This window comes from Lachnospiraceae bacterium GAM79 (assembly GCA_020735665.1).
Taxonomy (GTDB): Bacteria; Bacillota; Clostridia; order Lachnospirales; family Lachnospiraceae; genus Coprococcus.
In genome coordinates this window covers 639,764-657,333 of sequence record CP085928.1, presented here as the reverse complement: position 1 = coordinate 657,333, position 17,570 = coordinate 639,764, and the positions used below count along the sequence as shown (strand labels likewise).

At 42.2% G+C, this 17,570-nt stretch carries 16 protein-coding genes; 2 read left to right on the top strand and 14 right to left on the bottom strand.

The features are described from left to right. Positions 1-72 precede the first annotated feature (72 nt). The 4 genes from lepA to LK416_02880 all read right to left on the bottom strand — a co-directional run bounded on the left by lepA (position 73) and on the right by LK416_02880 (position 4,533). Positions 73-1,887, bottom strand: a complete 1,815-nt coding sequence (lepA, locus tag LK416_02895; GenBank protein UEA75147.1) for a translation elongation factor 4 — start codon at positions 1,885-1,887, stop codon at positions 73-75. Positions 1,888-1,984: 97 nt separating this feature from the next. Continuing rightward, entirely contained in the window at positions 1,985-3,130 is a 1,146-nt protein-coding gene (locus LK416_02890; GenBank protein ID UEA75146.1) for a stage II sporulation protein P, read from the bottom strand. Positions 3,131-3,154: 24 nt separating this feature from the next. Beyond that, the gene (gpr, locus tag LK416_02885) at positions 3,155-4,093 is read right to left on the bottom strand and encodes a GPR endopeptidase (protein ID UEA75145.1); all 939 of its coding nucleotides are present in this window, start codon (positions 4,091-4,093) and stop codon (positions 3,155-3,157) included. Positions 4,094-4,221: 128 nt separating this feature from the next. Next, entirely contained in the window at positions 4,222-4,533 is a 312-nt protein-coding gene (locus LK416_02880; protein ID UEA75144.1) for a hypothetical protein, read from the bottom strand. A 200-nt stretch (positions 4,534-4,733) separates the two neighbouring features. Between LK416_02880 and LK416_02875 the strand changes: the two genes are divergently transcribed. Continuing rightward, on the top strand, positions 4,734-7,658 hold the full coding sequence (locus LK416_02875; protein UEA75143.1) for a PBP1A family penicillin-binding protein: 2,925 nt from the start codon (positions 4,734-4,736) through the stop codon (positions 7,656-7,658). Between the two features lie 245 nt (positions 7,659-7,903). Here the strand turns inward: LK416_02875 and spoVAE are convergent, their stop codons facing one another. Both spoVAE and spoVAD read right to left on the bottom strand, forming a co-directional pair. After that, positions 7,904-8,260 carry a stage V sporulation protein AE gene (gene spoVAE, locus LK416_02870; GenBank protein ID UEA75142.1) on the bottom strand — a complete coding sequence of 119 codons (357 nt, stop codon included), beginning with the start codon at positions 8,258-8,260 and terminating at the stop codon, positions 7,904-7,906. Between the two features lie 9 nt (positions 8,261-8,269). Continuing rightward, on the bottom strand, positions 8,270-9,295 hold the full coding sequence (gene spoVAD / locus LK416_02865) for a stage V sporulation protein AD (GenBank protein UEA75141.1): 1,026 nt from the start codon (positions 9,293-9,295) through the stop codon (positions 8,270-8,272). Between the two features lie 197 nt (positions 9,296-9,492). Between spoVAD and LK416_02860 the strand changes: the two genes are divergently transcribed. Further along, positions 9,493-10,794: a chloride channel protein gene (locus LK416_02860; GenBank protein UEA75140.1), complete on the top strand. Its 1,302-nt coding sequence runs from the start codon at positions 9,493-9,495 to the stop codon at positions 10,792-10,794. 254 nt (positions 10,795-11,048) lie between these two features. Here LK416_02860 and LK416_02855 read toward each other — a convergent pair whose 3' ends face one another. The 8 genes from LK416_02855 to LK416_02820 all read right to left on the bottom strand — a co-directional run bounded on the left by LK416_02855 (position 11,049) and on the right by LK416_02820 (position 17,570). Next, entirely contained in the window at positions 11,049-12,719 is a 1,671-nt protein-coding gene (locus tag LK416_02855; protein ID UEA75139.1) for a VanW family protein, read from the bottom strand. Positions 12,720-12,928: 209 nt separating this feature from the next. Beyond that, the gene (locus LK416_02850; protein ID UEA75138.1) at positions 12,929-13,387 is read right to left on the bottom strand and encodes a SpoVA/SpoVAEb family sporulation membrane protein; all 459 of its coding nucleotides are present in this window, start codon (positions 13,385-13,387) and stop codon (positions 12,929-12,931) included. Positions 13,388-13,438: 51 nt separating this feature from the next. Beyond that, positions 13,439-13,861, bottom strand: a complete 423-nt coding sequence (locus tag LK416_02845) for a stage V sporulation protein AB (protein UEA75137.1) — start codon at positions 13,859-13,861, stop codon at positions 13,439-13,441. Next, positions 13,851-14,480, bottom strand: coding sequence for a stage V sporulation protein AA (locus LK416_02840; protein ID UEA75136.1), 630 nt, complete (start codon positions 14,478-14,480; stop codon positions 13,851-13,853). Before LK416_02840 ends, LK416_02845 begins: the two co-directional genes overlap by 11 nt. Positions 14,481-14,542: 62 nt before the next feature. Continuing rightward, on the bottom strand, positions 14,543-15,220 hold the full coding sequence (locus LK416_02835) for a sigma-70 family RNA polymerase sigma factor (protein UEA75135.1): 678 nt from the start codon (positions 15,218-15,220) through the stop codon (positions 14,543-14,545). Next, a complete protein-coding gene (spoIIAB, locus tag LK416_02830) occupies positions 15,221-15,652 on the bottom strand; it encodes an anti-sigma F factor (protein UEA75134.1) in 432 nt (143 codons plus the stop codon). Between the two features lie 20 nt (positions 15,653-15,672). Further along, entirely contained in the window at positions 15,673-16,014 is a 342-nt protein-coding gene (locus LK416_02825) for an STAS domain-containing protein (GenBank protein UEA75133.1), read from the bottom strand. 146 nt (positions 16,015-16,160) lie between these two features. Continuing rightward, positions 16,161-17,570: a tetratricopeptide repeat protein gene (locus LK416_02820; protein UEA75132.1), complete on the bottom strand. Its 1,410-nt coding sequence runs from the start codon at positions 17,568-17,570 to the stop codon at positions 16,161-16,163.

The following is a 17,570-nucleotide window of genomic DNA, read 5'->3' as shown; positions in this document are numbered from 1 at the left end:
CTGCTTATATCAAAATCATTTTTGATTTATTTCATTCTAAATGCCCTGATTCAACCTGCAATTTTTTTATATTTATTCCTCATCAAGTTTTAATACGCTCATAAACGCCTGCTGCGGAATCTCTACATTTCCGATCTGACGCATACGTTTCTTACCTTCCTTCTGTTTCTCCAGAAGCTTCTTCTTACGGGAGATATCTCCGCCGTAACATTTTGCAAGGACATCCTTTCTGACTGCTCTTACCGTCTCTCTGGCAATGACCTTGTTGCCGATCGCTGCCTGGATCGGAATCTCAAATAAATGTCTTGGGATCTCCTGCTTTAACTTCTCGCACATCTTTCTTCCGCGTTCGTAAGCAGTATCCTGATGAAGAATGAAGGATAACGCATCGACCTCTTCTTTATTGATCAGGATATCAAGTTTTACAAGCTCGCTCCGCACATAGCCCTTCATCTCATAGTCAAAGGACGCATAGCCTCTGGATCTTGATTTTAATGCATCAAAGAAATCATAGATGATCTCATTTAACGGAAGGTCATACCGAAGCAGTGCTCTGGTTTCTTCCATATATTCCATTCCCTGATATACGCCACGGCGTTCCTGACAGAGCTGCATGATCGCACCTACATATTCTGTAGTGACCATGATCTCCGCGGATACAAACGGCTCTTCCATATATTCGATATTCGACGGATCCGGCAGATTGGACGGATTCGTCAGTTCGATCATCTTGCCATCCGTTGTATGCACACGGTAAACAACGCCCGGCGCAGTCGTAACAAGATCCAGATTGAACTCGCGCTCCAACCGCTCCTGTATGATCTCCAGATGCAGAAGTCCAAGGAAACCGCAACGGAAACCGAAACCAAGTGCGATCGATGTCTCCGGCTCAAAGCTTAAGGACGCATCATTTAACTGAAGCTTCTCCAATGCATCGCGAAGATCCGGGTATTTGGCTCCATCTGCCGGATAAAGTCCGCAGTAGACCATAGGCTGTGCCTTCTTATATCCCGGAAGCGCCTCTGCGCATGGATTGTCGTTATCTGTAACGGTATCACCGACTGTAGTATCTCTGACATTCTTTAAGCTGGCAGTGATATAGCCTACCATTCCTGCCGATAATTCATCACATGGAACGAATCTGCCAGCCCCGAAGATTCCTACTTCTACTACCTCTGCAACAGCTCCGGTTGCCATCATGCGGATGGACGTCCCACGTTTTACCACACCGTCGAATAAACGGCAGAATATGATAACACCTTTATATGAATCGTAAATACTGTCAAATATAAGTGCCTGAAGCGGTTTTTCCGGATCTCCTGCTGGTGCCGGGATCTTCGTAACGATCTGCTCTAAGACCTGATCGATATTGATACCATTCTTTGCCGAAATTCTCGGAGCATCCTGCGCTTCGATTCCGATCACATCTTCAATCTCATTTACCACACGTTCCGGTTCGGCCGAAGGAAGATCGATCTTATTGATAACCGGCATAACATCCAGATCGTGATCGATCGCAAGATATACATTTGCAAGTGTCTGTGCCTCGATTCCCTGTGCTGCATCCACAACCAGGATCGCACCCTCGCAGGCAGCCAGACTTCTTGATACTTCATAATTAAAATCAACATGCCCCGGGGTATCGATCAGATTGAAGATATATTCTTCTCCATCCTGTGCTTTATAGATCGTACGAACGCACTGTGCCTTGATCGTGATTCCACGTTCCCGCTCCAGATCCATATTATCAAGCACCTGATTCTGCATCTCACGTTCAGTCAATAAGCCAGTCTTTTCTATAATCCTGTCCGCAAGTGTCGATTTACCATGATCGATATGCGCTATAATGCAAAAGTTTCGTATCTTTGACTGATCTATATGAGCCATCCTGTTTTCCTCCGGTATCTGAATTTCTTTTCTCTTTTTATTTTAAGCATGCATTTCTGCAGGCAAATAATTTCGTGTTCATTATCATAACACAATCTCACTTTCCGCTCAATACTTTGTAAAGAATTGCAGACAGCGGTTCCATGGCATTTTTTGCCTCTTCTACCGTATTCGTCTGGCTGCCGACCTCTACTAATAACGACCGGGGCTTCAGATCCAGGTTATATCGATATCCCTTAACAAATATCTTTCTTACAAAGGACCCATAATTTGCCTGTGCCGTCAGATACATCTGCAGACTGAAGGCAAGATTTTCTGTTTTGTATGGATTTGCCAGATATGATATATCTCCGTTCTTATTTAATCGGCTCACTCCGTTTAAAAACATAATCTGCGCAGTCTTTTTTCCCCCGATCTCCGTGATCAGATATGTATCCTCGGCTACACCGTCTCTGTGAATATCGATCACGACATCAATAGACGGGTATTCCGTAAGAATCTTCTGAACTCCCTCTCTTGCATAATCATATGCCGCGCTTCGATCCAGCTCCCCACCGGTCATATCGTAGGCTGTCGTATCGTGATAGACTGCCACCCCGTAATTCTCTTCGAGAAGCTGCGTCAGGTAATCACCAACGCCGATCACGGTATCCTCAACCTTGCCCGGCTCGGAATCTTTAAAGCTCTCCGTTCCGTGTGTATGATAGATCAGCACCTTATAGTTCTTATCCTCTGTATCGATCGTCAGATCCATAGAGGCAAGATCCTGCCCGTTTAATTCTTCCCTGGATACATTTGTCGTACTGTCGATCACATAGAAGTGATTTTTTATATAATCATAATCAGCAAGCTTTTCCTGCATATAACTGCGACATCCTGCCATCGCAGCTATCGATGCTGTCGCTTCTCTTTTCTCCCGCATGACATTTTTCGATAGATCCTTCCGAATGTCCGTCTCTGCAATATCCGTCTCCTGTTCTGATGCACAGGACACAAATGCACCTGCAAGGCAATATTCCTGCAAACAATCTTCTAAAAAACAGGATGCTTCTTCATGTTGCTTTCCCTCCTGCTGTATATTCGGCTTCTGATCCGACGATATCGTTCCTGTCAGAAGCTGTCGCAGCATATCCGTCTTTGTCTCATCATCACATTTTGCAAACCATATTGCAAAAAAGGCTATGACCAGAAAAAAACAATAACGCATTCTTCTTTTTTCGCATCTTGTCTGACAGTTTCTCATTCCGGATAAACTCATTACTTTTTATTATTTATCAGTATATGAGTCCTTCCTGAAAATAATACCATTTATTGCTTCGGATATTGTGAAGCTGATTCGTCTTACCAGTTCATCAATATTTTTTGGAGTAACAAACATATCCGCAAGCTCCGGTTCTACCAGATGATATGCGATCTGATATCTCTGCTGCTCGGACAATTCTTTCACCAGCTTCTTCCCATGTATCTGATCAAATGCATCGGCGATCTCATCAAGAGAATCATCAATGATAGACGGAACCGATATAACTGTCGGAACTCCAAGTGCGATGACCTTTGTTTTTATATTATCTGAGTTGATCTCCATCCGGTTATTTCCGACGCCGGAGCCCGGACTGATCCCGGTATCCGTAAGCTGCACAGTCTTGTTCAACCGCTTACTGCTTCTGGCCGCAAGAGCATCAATTACAAGAACCGCATCTACCTTAATATTCCCACAGATTCCTTTTATGATCTCCACCGTTTCAATTCCTGTCTGTGCCATAACGCCCGGACAGATCGCCGATATATCATATTCCTGTCTGCCCGATACAGGGATCTTCTCGATTCCCAGATGTCTGGTTATAAAGAGATGATCAACAACCAGCGGACCGAGTGAATCCGGTGTCACCTCACGGTTTCCGAGACCTACGACCAGAACGGAGCTTGCATCTCCCAGTAATTTTTTAAGATTATTTGATAGTTCACGGCACAACGGCTCATGGATCGTTTCATCAAATTCCCGGATCTCCGGACATTCGATCGTAATATAAGTTCCAAGAGGCTTGCCAAGTGTCTCTGCCCCTTTCTCATTTGTTACATTGATCGTCGTTGTCCTGATACCCTGCCGGTGGATCTTTGTCGCAATCTGTATTCCATCCAATTCTCCGCGATCTTTTATATCTTCTCGTAATTCTATCGCAAGGTCTGTCCGAATCGTTCGTTCCATAGCCGTTCCCCATTTCTGTCTATTCTCTCTCCGGCAGAAAATCGTAGTTTCAGCCGGTATGCTCTGGTATATAAAATGCCCCGAATGAATATTTCTATTCACCGGGGCAATGCCTGTTCCACATAATCTTACATAATCTTTTTAATTATCCGGTTTATTACCTCAGGATATCCGCAGATCGTCATAACCGGTGGGTTCCATTTTACAAATGCCGTATCCTTAAAACAGGTAGATACACCAACCTCTATTCCTCCCTCCATCTCGGAAGAACGGACGATCCGTTTAAATTTGCTCTTGTCTTTTACAAGGCTCCATGCGGCTTTACCGATCGTGAAATCCACAATCGGATAGCCGCCCTCATAACCGGTTACAACTGCATCTTCAATAAATGAGTATTCTTCTTTCCATGTAGCAACTGCATCTTCAATCGATTCAAACATAGTGTCTGTATTCCTTTCTTTTTTATTCTGACTTTTATGCTTATTCATATCGTATTTTTTACATATAATACAAGTATAGCACACAGTTTTTTAAAATGCCTTAATTTTATTTCAGAAATGATTTTATACTTTATTATTATGTAAATCTCTGCTATAATGAGTTGTATTTATGATCGAACTTAATTTAAGGAGGATTTTCCATGGATTTTAGCAAAAAGGGCGTGGAAAAGAAACAGAAAGCTCTCGTTTCTAAACTACCCCGAAATAAAAAGAAACTGACGGTTTCTCTGTTCAAGGCAATGCTTGTCTTATTTCTGGCGATCATTGTTCTTGGTATCGGAGCCGGCTTCGGTGCACTAAAGGGTATTCTGGATGATACACCGGAGGTAAATGCAAAGGATCTGATCCCGAAAGGATATCAGACAACCCTGTACGATCAGGACGGCAAGGAACTCAAAGTTCTTGCAAGCTTCGATGCAAATCGCGAATATGTCTACTATGATGATATTCCGGAAAATCTGGTCAATGCATTTATCGCTATCGAAGATCAACGTTTCTGGGAACATAACGGTATCGACGTTCAGGGTATCATGCGTGCATTTGCCCATGGTCTTCAGTCAGGTGACTTCGATCAGGGTGCAAGTACTCTGACACAGCAGCTGATCAAGAACCAGATCTTCAATGTCGGTCTGGATGAGAAAACCATGTTTGACAAGATCGAACGTAAGGTTCAGGAACAGTATCTCGCTGTTGAGATTGAAAAAGTCCTGCCAAAGAAAAGTATCGCTGAATACTATCTGAATACTATCTACCTTGGTCAGGGACGATACGGAGTAGAAACCGCATCCCAGTATTATTTTAATAAACAGTTAAAAGACCTGACGATCTCCGAGTGTGCGGTTCTCGCTGCAATCCCTCAGAACCCAAGCAAATTTGATCCGGTTGTATTTCCGGAAGAAAATGCAAAAAGACGTCTGATGGTTCTGGATAAAATGTCAGAGCTGAACATGATCTCCCAGTCAGATTATGATACAGCAATTGCCGATGATGTATATGCTGAGATCAAAAAGGTATCATCCATAAAGAAATCATCACCGACAAAGATAAACTCCTATTACATCGATGAAGTAATTAACCAGCTGGAAGATGACTTCATGGCAATGGGATATTCCAAATCAGAAGCAGACAGTATGATCTACTCCGGCGGTCTGCAAGTTCATACCTGTCAGGATACAGAGATTCAGGATATCTGTGATACTGTATTAAATGATGAGGACAACTATCCAACTGACAGTTACCAGCTCTCCTATGCACTGACTCTCGTAGATGACAATGGTGAACAGTATAACTACAGTCAGAACATGATGGTAACATGGTTCCAGGAAGAAAAAGGACAGTCTTCTTTCGACCTGATCTTCTCAAGTGAGGATGACGCAAGAGCTGCCGCTGATGAATACAAAGCACATCTGATTGCTGAGACCGGATACAAAGAACAGCTCGAAAGCTATAAGGTAACCGTTGAACCACAGATTTCCTTCACATTGATGGATCAGGAAACCGGTCAGGTAAAAGCAATCGTCGGTGGTCGTGGTGAAAAGACAGAAGATCGTTCCTTTAACCGTGCAACCGAAGCAACCAGACAGCCCGGTTCTACATTCAAAGTCGTTGCCGCTTTCCTCCCTGCACTGGACGGATGTGGTATGAGCCTTGCAACAGTATACAAAGATGAACCATACACCTATACAAATGGCGGCGAAGTCAGGAACTGGTACAGTGGCTACCGTGGTCCAAGCACGATCCGACAGGCTATTCAGAATTCCATGAATATTCTTGCTGTTAAGACGATCACCGATGTTACACCGGAGCTTGCCTACGAGTATCTGTTAAAGCTTGGATTTACAACTCTTGTAAAGAGCCGTACAAATTCAAGTGGCGGTATTGAATCTGATATCAACCAGTCTCTCGCTCTTGGCGGTCTGACAGATGGTATCACAAATCTTGAGATCACAGCTGCATATGCTACGATCGCAAATGAAGGTAATTATATCAAGCCTGTCTTCTATACAGAAGTATATGACCATGACGGAAACCTGCTGATCGATAACCGGAAGCCGGAAGAATCCGCAGTTATTTCACCTCAGAATGCATGGTTATTAACAAGTGCAATGCATGATGTAGTAACGATCGGTACCGGTACTGCCGCAAACCTTTCATGTGGTCTTTATACAGCAGGTAAGACAGGTACAACTTCCAGTAACTATGATGCATGGTTCTGTGGATACACTCCATACTATACCGCATCTATCTGGATAGGATTCGATGTGAATACAAACTTTGCCGCAGGAAACTATCATAAGAATATGTGGCGTAAGATCATGGATGAAATTACAGAAGTCAAAGGCTTAGATACTTCAAAGACATTCGAAATGCCGGATGGAATTGTTCGTGCAACCGTTTGTAAGGATACCGGTCTTCTTCCGGTAGAAGGCTGCGATACAGTTACAGATTATTTTGCAAAGGGAACTGTTCCAAAAAAGAAATGTGGTGGTAATAAAAAGATTGTGATCTGTAATGAATCTCATAAGCCTGCAACAAACACATGTAAAGAAACAACCACTTATTATTATACAGTTGATGACGATGGCAAGATTGAGATCCTTGATGCCGACTTCGAATACGATCAGAATATTTTAAAGGAAAAATGTCCACTTCATCCTGAGGAAGAAGAAACGGAGGATACCACAGAGGAAGAAAAGAAAGAGTACAAGATCTCCTCATCTTCAGAAGGCGGCGGTTCGATCTCACCGACAACAACCGTTAAAAAGGGCAAATCAACAACCTTCTATATCACACCTGATAAGGGATATACCATTTCAGATGTAATCGTAGATGGAAGCTCCGTCGGTGCTGTAACCTCTTACAAATTCTCGAAGGTAAAGGGAAATCATACGATCAAGGCTGTCTTCAAGAAGAAAGACAAGCCTACGACAGAGGAACCTACCACAGAACCTCCGACACCGGAGCCTACTACAGAACCTACTACGGAACCTCCGACACCGGAGCCTACTACAGAACCTACTACAAATCCTACAGCAGAGCCTGAAACAAGCTCGGACGGTGAGTAATAGAGAATAAGAGTAATACACATAAAAGAGAACGCTGGTGTTTATCTGTTATGTAGCAAGCCTATCCACTCTGTGTAACTTCGAACTAACCTCAGCATTGCTTCGCTAAGGTCTCAGTTACTCGTGTCGGCACATAGGACAGCGTATTTTGCTGTCCTATGTGCCGTTACACCGAGGATAGAACGAAAGTGTCTTGCGTAATAATAGGATAAACATCAGCGTTCTTTCTTTTATGTGGATTAATTCTATTTCGTCATCTTTGGTTTAAATATCAGTGAGGCTATATAGGAAAAGATCAATGCCGCGGAGGTTCCCACTGCTGCCATTTTAAAGCCTCCCCGGAACAGCCCTATGAATCCATCCTGATCTACCGCTTCTTTGATTCCCTTCCAGAGGTTATATCCAAATCCCGATAAGGGAACGGATGCTCCACAGCCTGCAAATTCTAAAAATGGTTCATACACCCCTATCGCACCGAGAACCGCTCCCGTACAGACAAGAAGTACCATTATACGTCCCGGCAACAGCTTTGTATTATCCATAAGGATCTGAACCAGAACACAGATCAATCCACCAATAATAAATGCTTTTATATAATCCATATACTATCTCTACTCCCTTTCTATTATTACACCATGTGCAATACCCGGTATATTCTGACCTTCGTTGTAACTGACCGTAGACAGAAGGGCTCCCGTAGGCACGAAAAGTACCCTTTTCCATGAACCCTCACGAAGCTGTTTTAATATATACCCTGCAAGTGTGATCGCCGAACAGCCGCATCCCGAGCCGCCTGAATGTGTATCCTGTTCTTCATTATCAAATATCTCAATTCCACAATCCATATGCTGTCTGCTGATATCTACACCATTATCTTTTAGCAGATCAATCAAAATTTTCCGACCGATCTTTCCCAGATCGCCGGTAATGATCCGATCATAATATGTCGGTTTCACATCAAAATCCTGTAGATTCTGATAGATCAAATCTGCCGCAGCAGGGGCCATACATGCTCCCATATTAAAGGAATCTTTTACACCATAATCAACGATCTTCCCTGTTGTAACTCCTTTGATCCTGACAGATACAGGTGCATCATCATCTTTTTTACTTCCTATTACAAATGCTCCGCTTCCGGTTACCGTCCATGTCGCGGACAACGGACGCTGATTTCCGTATTCCAGTGGAAACCGGAACTGTTTCTCCGCACTTCCATAATGACTGGAGGTTGCCGAGACAGCATAATCTGCATATCCTGCCGCAACTGTCATCGCCGCAAGTGATAAACCCTCACCGCAGGTCGAACAGGCTCCATATAAACCAAAGATCGGTATATCCATATCCTTGACACCGAAGGTTGTCGCGATCAGCTGCCCCAGCAGATCTCCTGCGAACAGATAACGGATATCAGATTTCTCTTTACCTGCCTTTTTGATCGCAAGCTCCACTGCTTGCTTTACCATCTCGCTCTCTCCTTCTTCCCATGAATCTTTTCCAAATGTCGGATCTTCCGATACGATATCAAAATATCCCGCAAGCGGTCCGTCTGCTTCTTTCGGTCCGCAGACAGATGCCTCTCCCAATATATATGGGGGATCCGTAAAACTAACACTCTGTTTTCCTATCATCCTGTTCATGTTATGTGTATCCTTTCTTTTTACATTGTAATAATATTTATTCATTTGTAATTTGCAGGTAATTTATACATGCAGAATATGCGCTGGACAAATTCTTCATTTCGGAGTAATCTTAAACAGATGCAAATTATCGACTGCATATAAGATCAGATATCCGGTATGCAGATTTTAAAAGAAAATCTGAAATGGAGTTAATTATGCTTTTTACAAAAGAATATTGGTTAAACTGTATTGATCGAATAAAACGATATATTAAAACATTTATAAAATGGATAATATGTTCTATTATAATCGGAACAACCTGTGGTGCTGTCGGAACAGCCTTCCACTACAGCGTTGAATATGTTACAAAATATCGGGACAGTCATTCATGGATCATATATCTTCTGCCTCTTGCCGGTCTGGTCATCATCTTCTTATACAGAAGCTGCGGACTTAAGCACGACAAAGGTACAAATCTGGTCATCGGTTCAATCCGAAATTCAGAGTATAATGTTCCATTTCGAATGGCTCCGTTAATATTTATCTCAACCGCTATCACTCATCTTTTCGGGGGATCCGCCGGTCGTGAAGGAGCTGCTTTGCAGATTGGCGGAAGCATCGGCGCGTCAATCGGAAAACTGGTAAAAATGAATGATAACGATAAGCACATTATGACGCTGTGTGGCATGAGTGCTGTATTTGCTGCTTTATTCGGAACACCGGTCACCGCTGCCTTATTCAGCGTTGAGGTTATCAGTATCGGTATTCTCTACTACAGTGCTCTGGTGCCTTGTATCCTGTCAGCAACCATTGCATATGCGATCACTGAAAAATTTCATATAACTCCAACTTACTTTATACTAAATCAGGTTCCCGATATGTCCCTGGCAACCGGTATTCGTGTTGTTATCCTCGCAGTTGTCGTTGCGATAGTCAGTATATTATTCTGCCTGTCTATGCAGGCAACAGGAAAAGCCTTTAAGAAATTTTTCAAAAATCAATATGTACGGATCTTCGTTGGTGGTGTCCTTGTGGTTCTGCTCACTATATTAGTTCGTTCCAATGATTACAACGGAGCAGGTATGAATATCATCGAGCAGGCAATTCATGGAGAAGCAAAACCGGAAGCTTTCCTGCTCAAACTGATCTTTACCTGTATTACCATCGGCTGTGGCTTCCGTGGCGGTGAGATCGTTCCTTCTTTCTTTATCGGCGCTACAGTCGGTTGTACCGTAGGTGGCTGGATCGGACTTGATCCCGGCTTTGGAGCCGCTATGGGGCTTGTATGCCTGTTCTGTGGCGTTGTAAACTGTCCACTGGCATCTTTAGTCCTCAGTATTGAATTATTCGGTGCAAGCGGCATTCTGCTCTTTGCTATCGGAGCCAGTGTCAGCTATATGTTATCCGGCTACTACAGCCTGTACAGTGAACAGAAGATCATCTATTCGAAGCTTCGTCCTCACTATGTAAACCTTTACACAAACCAGGAAGTGAAGACGATCGAGCATGATGAATAGCTCTATTGTATAGAACAAAAGAAAAAGAAGACATTTGTCTTATATAATGTCTTACTGCGGTTTCTGTTCGATGCATATGCCTGATTCGTAAATACTCCTGTGCCAACTCGCTCTTCGAGCTCAAACAGGCACCCGTATTTACTGGCACTATGCATCTCTCAACGAAATCCTCGTAAGGTCACTACATAAGACAAATGTCTTCTTTTTCTTTCTGCCATATATATTATTTTCTTTATAAGCTTTTATATATTATTTTATTCTGCTTTGTCCGTTTCTTCTGTTGTCTTATCGTCGGACTTGTCTGTTTTTGTATCATCTTTTTTATCTGACTTTTTGTCTGACTTTTTATCCGATTTCTTATCGTCTTTCTTTTCGGAATCTTTCTTCTCCTCAGTTGTCTCTTTCTCTTTTGTTCCTCGAAGAATGACTTTGTTACGTTTGTCATAGACACTGACGGATTCCGGTTCGGATGATATCTTCTCACCATTTTCATCATATACGGTACGATAGGTCTGAACCTTAAGTCCGGTGATACCTGTTACGGAGACTTTTTCTTCTCCTTCTTCCAGCGTATCATCGTCCTCATACTCTGTCTCATAATCATATGTTGCAACAACTTCACTGGATAATGACACCTTAAAATCTTTTAACTTTGTGCCATAGAGCACACAGGTAACAACACCTCCGCCATAAGATGATACGATCTTGATCGGATATTCAGTATTATTTGTAAATTTATAATCCGGACCGCCCCAGGATACTGTTGCATCAAATCCTGTATCTACATAGGCAGACGGATGTGGATGACAGTGTCTTTCGTTGATCTGAAGATTCGCATACAGACATGCATCATACAGTGTAGACGATACCTGACAGATTCCTCCTCCAACTTCATCCACGGATTCACCATTAACATAAGAAGGTGCTGCGCTGAAACCATTTTCAATCGTTCTCTGTCCTACAACATTGTTAAACGAGAACTGCTCACCCGGCATAAGAATCGTTCCATTACAATTCTCAGCGGCCTTTGCAACATTAGACTTTCTCGCTTCTGTCCCTCCAACATTCGTGCTGAACGAACTTAAGGTATCACGGAACAGATAGGACTGTAAAGTCTCCTTTGACAATTCAGGTTCTGTATATACCAGATCTATACTGACCTCTTCACCATCCTTGGCTGCCTCTAATTTCTTTGCAGCTGCATCTTTATCAAAGCTGACACCGGTTACAGAATCTGTTACACTATAATCATTTTCAGGATCAAGTGTAGCATCTGTGGGTTCAACATAGACCTCATCATAGATCAGATCAAGATCTACATCTCCATATGTAAGCGGACATTCGATCGACTCTGCATAGTTACCGGCCGTGATCAGCTCAGCCATCCGGTCAACCAGCGCATCGGTATCTACAACATAACCGCCTCTACCCTTTGTTACGATAATCTTATCTTTTTCTACCGTATAATACTTATCTTCAAGCCCTTCTAACTTATTAAGCTCAGACTGCTTAACTGCCGTATATAACAGCTTCTTATCCTTCAATGAAGGTTTTGCCTGAATCTCCTGATCTCCGAACAGGGCAGCTACAAAATTCCATCCTCTTGCAAGGAAGGAATGCTTCTCATCATTTGCCTTTTTTACTGCATCCGTAACATCCAGATCAAGTGCATCTTCAATCACGATACAGTATTTCTTATCCTTAACCGTTACGTCAATGGATGCATTGCTGTATTCCGTCCGGAACTGCTCTTTTACTTCCTCTGCCGCCTGTGCCACTGTCATACTGCTGACATCAATTCCGTTAATGCTTGTATTCGGGAAAAATTTTTTATTTCCGATACATGCACATGCGATCAGATAAAACACACCTAATGCAACAATAACACATATCGTTGTAGTAATACTTCTTTTTGCTTTTTTCATGATGTATCTCCATTTTACTACATTTGAGGATATACGCATCAAACTGATGGTTAAAATCCCCTACATTAATATATTCAACCATTTGTTAAAGTTATCATAGGAATTTTTATATGTCAATACGGATTCCAAAGGAAAGAAATATTTCACAAAAGCTATATTCTTTCATAAAAAATATGTAACAATTTTGGAACAAACACATACCGGCAGGGTTATACCCAGCCGGCAAGTTTACAGATCCAATAAATAACTCCGAGTCCCCATGACACGAAAATTCCATACATGATAACAGGTCCTGCGATCGTGAAACATTTCACACCTTTTCCAAACACCTCACCTTCGGTCTGAAATTCTATGACCGGGGCACAGACGCCATTTGCAAAACCGGTGATCGGAACAAGCGCTCCCGCCCCACCGTATTTGGCTATCTTCTTATAAAGATTAAACCCTGTCAGGATAACGCTGATCAAAACAAGAATAACAGACACATAGGAAGAACTGTCGTTCTTATTCCATCCAAAATACTGTAACAGGTTAAACAAACCCTGCCCGATCGTACAGATGAGTCCTCCAACCAGAAACGCCCAGAGACAGTTTCTGAATGAATTCGATGTCGGAGTTACTGTTTCTACATACTGATTATATTCCTTTTCTTTTGGTTCATATTTCATACCGTACACCTCTGTTTCTTTCATTTTTATACGTTTTCTTTGTTTTGTCTGTCAGACCAGTCCGGTAGAGATCAGTCCTATTATCGATCCTACAAGTTTACCTGCAGCCACCGCATAGATCACATAGGGAATATACCGTCTGACGGAAAACCGCCTTGAAATGATCGGGAACACATTTAACACTTCTGCCAGAGCTCCAACCAGACAGCCGGTAAATATACCGCCGAACAAAGTGACAAATGCCAGACCGGGAAGTAAAAGCGGAATTCTGATATTAAACAGATAAATGACATTACCCACAACTGCACCATAGGCAAGCAGACATTCAATCAACATATAGTGCCTGTCACCTTTTACCTTTTCCGCAAGCTTCGGAAATACACCGATCAGGGAAATAAATGCAAAATATCCACTGGATATTGCTGCACCGCCAATAAATGCAACAGCCGCATAACAGATAAGTCTAATCAGCATCCCGGACATCCTTCTTTCTTGTAGCATCCGTTATGATCGTCTGGTTCACTTCCTGTTCATATTGGCGCATCTGGACCTGAAGCGGTGTCGGATCATCCGTGAATTTCTTATTGGTTCCGTGATTAAAAAATATGATGATTCCGATAAATAACCCGATTGAATAGGAGACGGCTCCTATCGCAGCCCCGGACTCACTTCCCCCGGTAAATACATTTTGCAGCAGGTCAAGCTGTCCAAGCAGGTTTACATCGGAATTATAAGATATGATAGAAAATCCCGCCCCAAAGAATGCGATCAGACAGAGCAGAATAAACTTAAATGTCTGCTTGATCCGGTCTGACGGATCAAATGCTTTGTAATATACAACCACATTGGGCTGGCCAAGATTTGTAATGCTGACTTCCTCGTCGCAATTCTTCTTGATCTCCTCAATGATATCCAGAATCGATATGACCTGTTGCCCTTTTGAACCGGTTGAAAAATTCATAAGCACAAGCTTTTCGATTTTGTTCTTCAGATCCGGATTATCCGCTACAACCTTTGATACATCCTTTATCCGAACCTTCCGCTGTTCGGCAAGAACATTTTCAGCCAGCTGCAGATAAACCATATATGCCATTTTTCATCACCCGCTTTATTCCATATTCCTATAGAAAATAGGATGTCAGCATTTGTTATATTTTATACATATTCTTTGAGCTTCTCTAAAATTTTTTTCTCCTTCCTGCTTACCTGAACCTGACTGAGTCCAAGCGCCTTTCCTGTCTCTGTCTGTGTACGGTCTTCAAAATATCGAAGTCTGATCAGCATCTGTTCGTCCGGATCAAGCCGATCCAACAGCTGTGACAACGTAATATGATCCACAATATCCTGACTGTATTCCTCAGTCTTTGATAGGACTCCGGGCGTATCTAAAGATTCAATCTCCATCGACGCTTCCATCGCCATTACAATATCTCCGGCATCAAAGGACAGCGCAGCAGCTATCTCCGTAATCTCCGGTTCATAACCTTTTTCTTTCTTTATCTTCTGTCTGTACTGTTCTACCTTCATATTCATTTCTTTCAGGCTTCTGCTCACCTTGATCGCACCGGAATCCCGTAGAAAACGTCTGATTTCTCCCTGAATCAGCGGTACTGCATATGTGGAAAATTTTACATCATACTCAAAGCTGAACTTGTCAATACATTTGATCAGTCCTATACATCCGATCTGAAACAAATCCTCGATGTCATATCCTCGTCCTGTAAATCTTCTTGCTACACTCCATACAAGCCCAAGATTCTGTTCAATCAGTTTCTCTTTTGCATGGTCATCCCCATTTTTCGCCTGTAAAAGAAGATCCAGATTATTTTCCATTTACATCGCACATCCTGTCCCTATTTTTTTCGTCATCTTTACTACTGTTCCGACTCCCGGCTCCGATTCCACCGTCAGTTCATCCATAAACGCTTCCATAAATGAAAATCCCATTCCTGATCTTCCATCTGTTCCGGTTGTATACATCGGTTCCATAGCTTTATCAACATCTTCGATTCCGCATCCATGATCTGTGATCTCTATGTACAGGATTCTGTTTGCAATACGGGATACAATTTCGATCACACCATCTTCTCCTTTATATCCATGGATGATCGAATTCGTAACAGCCTCTGATACCGCTGTTTTTACATCTGCCACTTCTTCTAATGTCGGATTTGTTCTTGTCATAAATGATGCAACAACAACTCTTGCAAAGCTCTCATTTCTTGGATCACTTCCAAATTCTATTTTCATTTCATTTCTGTCCATTTCCGTCTTCTCCTTTTCTTCTATGAGGTATGTACAGTCCGATACGCTTCCTCAAAATTTCCTGCTTTTGTTACGATCTTAAATATTCCGGACATCGTAAGCAGCCGTTCCATTCTGTCATTACTGTTTATGACAAATGCCTGTCCGCCTCGGTCATAGACATTACGAAACCGCCTGGTTATAAATCCAATTCCGGAGCTGTCCATCATATTTGTGTGCTTAAAGTCAAAGACCACATAACGAACCCTGGAATCAGAAAAAGCATCTTCCGTTTCTTCTACCAATCCGGCTGCACGATAATCGTCTACTTCCTCAGGAAGTTCGATCAGTATAGTATCCCCAATCTTTTCATAATTATTCATATTTCCCTCCTTTTTTCATACATGTATTTTTGTATATATATTACTGTCTGATATCGCATGATTAATTCCACAAAAAAAGACAAACAGGCGTGTCTATCTCCTATTTGTCTTTTGTATTTTATAATATTTATTTTTTTACACATCTATTACTCATTCAAAGGATCCGGTCCGGGCTCTGTGGTTCCCGTCTCTTGCGTTGTTCCTTCCTCTTGAGTGGTTCCCTCGGTAGTAGTATCAACAGTGCTTTCCCCGTCTCCCGCATCTTCACTTGGCTTAACGCCGGATAATGAAACCGCAACTGTATAGTAGATAGAATCCGGACATTTATCAAGGAAGGTTTCAAATGCCGTCTTTGCTTTATCTTCATCCTCTGTACCAAGGTAACAAAGTGCTTTGTAATATAACGCAACATCATAATCCGGGCTGGTCTCCAATACTTTATCAAACTCTGTCATAGCTTTATCATACTGTGTATCGTTATAATATTTGAGTGCCAGCTGCATAGATACTTTATCTGCATCTGCTAACTCTGCCTTACTTTTCTTCTCATACTCCGACACCTGTTTTGTCAATGTATCATTCTTTGTCGTAAGCGTATCAAGCTGATCCTGCAATGACGAAATCTTGGTATTTTTATCTGCCAGATCTTCACTGTAAGCGATCTTCACATCCCGACTCTCGTTATCCGCATTCTTGCTATGTTGCGGCATTATAAGGAACCACATAACCGCCAGTCCAAGCAGAAGTCCCGCAAATACATATGCAAGTGAATATTTGTAAAAATTGATATCCTTATATCTGCCAACCGGAACCGGTTTTCCTTCATAATCAACCGAGTCAGTATCTACATATGCCCGTGGCTGGTCTTCCACAAATAAAAGATCTGCGTCATAATCATCATCCGGATAATCACGAAAACTCATGATCTCCTCATCCGTATGTCCCATCTCGTTAAAATAACGGACAGCCAGCGGGTTCGTTCTGTCGATCTTGATAACACGTTTTAATGCTTTTCTCGCCTTATCATATTTGTTATCATCGATCAGAAGAAGTGCCATCAACAAATATCCGTTTACAAACTTCGGATTATCCGACAAGACTTTTCTAAGCTGGATAAAGGCAAGATCCTTACTGCCCTGTCTGGCATAGTTTACTGCCTGATTGTATTTTCTCGCCGCATTATTCGTCGTCTCAAGCTTATGGGGATTTCCCTTTACTTCTTTGATGTAGCGTTTTGCAACATTACGTCCGCTGAAATAATTCACACTGATGACCCAGTGGCTTAATGCCAGAACAACTTCACCGGTTTCATAATATACAAGTCCCAGAAGATTTCTGGCATCAATGTTCATTTTATCATATTTAAGAGAGATCTTTAATGCTTCCTCTGCACCGCTCATATCACGGACTCTGGCTTTATCCAGACCGATATTATAATAATATTTGGATGTGTTCAGTGCTTTATTTACAAACTCACTCTTTAATCCGCACTGGCTGCAATATCCGGTAACAAGGATCTTACCGCCACAATGCTTACAATTCAGTACATCTGCCAT

Excerpts from the sequence above, each read along its gene's own strand:
- spoVAD (UEA75141.1), bottom strand. The coding sequence starts at position 9,295 with ATGAACAGGATGATAGGAAAACAGAGTGTTAGTTTTACGGATCCCCCA.
- LK416_02820 (UEA75132.1), bottom strand. The coding sequence starts at position 17,570 with ATGGCAGATGTACTGAATTGTAAGCATTGTGGCGGTAAGATCCTTGTT.
- LK416_02835 (UEA75135.1), bottom strand. The coding sequence starts at position 15,220 with ATGGAAAATAATCTGGATCTTCTTTTACAGGCGAAAAATGGGGATGAC.
- gpr (UEA75145.1), bottom strand. The coding sequence starts at position 4,093 with ATGGAACGAACGATTCGGACAGACCTTGCGATAGAATTACGAGAAGAT.
- LK416_02840 (UEA75136.1), bottom strand. The coding sequence starts at position 14,480 with ATGGCATATATGGTTTATCTGCAGCTGGCTGAAAATGTTCTTGCCGAA.
- LK416_02880 (UEA75144.1), bottom strand. The coding sequence starts at position 4,533 with ATGTTTGAATCGATTGAAGATGCAGTTGCTACATGGAAAGAAGAATAC.
- spoIIAB (UEA75134.1), bottom strand. The coding sequence starts at position 15,652 with ATGGACAGAAATGAAATGAAAATAGAATTTGGAAGTGATCCAAGAAAT.
- lepA (UEA75147.1), bottom strand. The coding sequence starts at position 1,887 with ATGGCTCATATAGATCAGTCAAAGATACGAAACTTTTGCATTATAGCG.
- LK416_02855 (UEA75139.1), bottom strand. The coding sequence starts at position 12,719 with ATGAAAAAAGCAAAAAGAAGTATTACTACAACGATATGTGTTATTGTT.
- LK416_02850 (UEA75138.1), bottom strand. The coding sequence starts at position 13,387 with ATGAAATATGAACCAAAAGAAAAGGAATATAATCAGTATGTAGAAACA.
- LK416_02875 (UEA75143.1), top strand. The coding sequence starts at position 4,734 with ATGGATTTTAGCAAAAAGGGCGTGGAAAAGAAACAGAAAGCTCTCGTT.
- LK416_02890 (UEA75146.1), bottom strand. The coding sequence starts at position 3,130 with ATGAGAAACTGTCAGACAAGATGCGAAAAAAGAAGAATGCGTTATTGT.
- spoVAE (UEA75142.1), bottom strand. The coding sequence starts at position 8,260 with ATGGATTATATAAAAGCATTTATTATTGGTGGATTGATCTGTGTTCTG.
- LK416_02825 (UEA75133.1), bottom strand. The coding sequence starts at position 16,014 with ATGAATAATTATGAAAAGATTGGGGATACTATACTGATCGAACTTCCT.
- LK416_02860 (UEA75140.1), top strand. The coding sequence starts at position 9,493 with ATGCTTTTTACAAAAGAATATTGGTTAAACTGTATTGATCGAATAAAA.
- LK416_02845 (UEA75137.1), bottom strand. The coding sequence starts at position 13,861 with ATGCTGATTAGACTTATCTGTTATGCGGCTGTTGCATTTATTGGCGGT.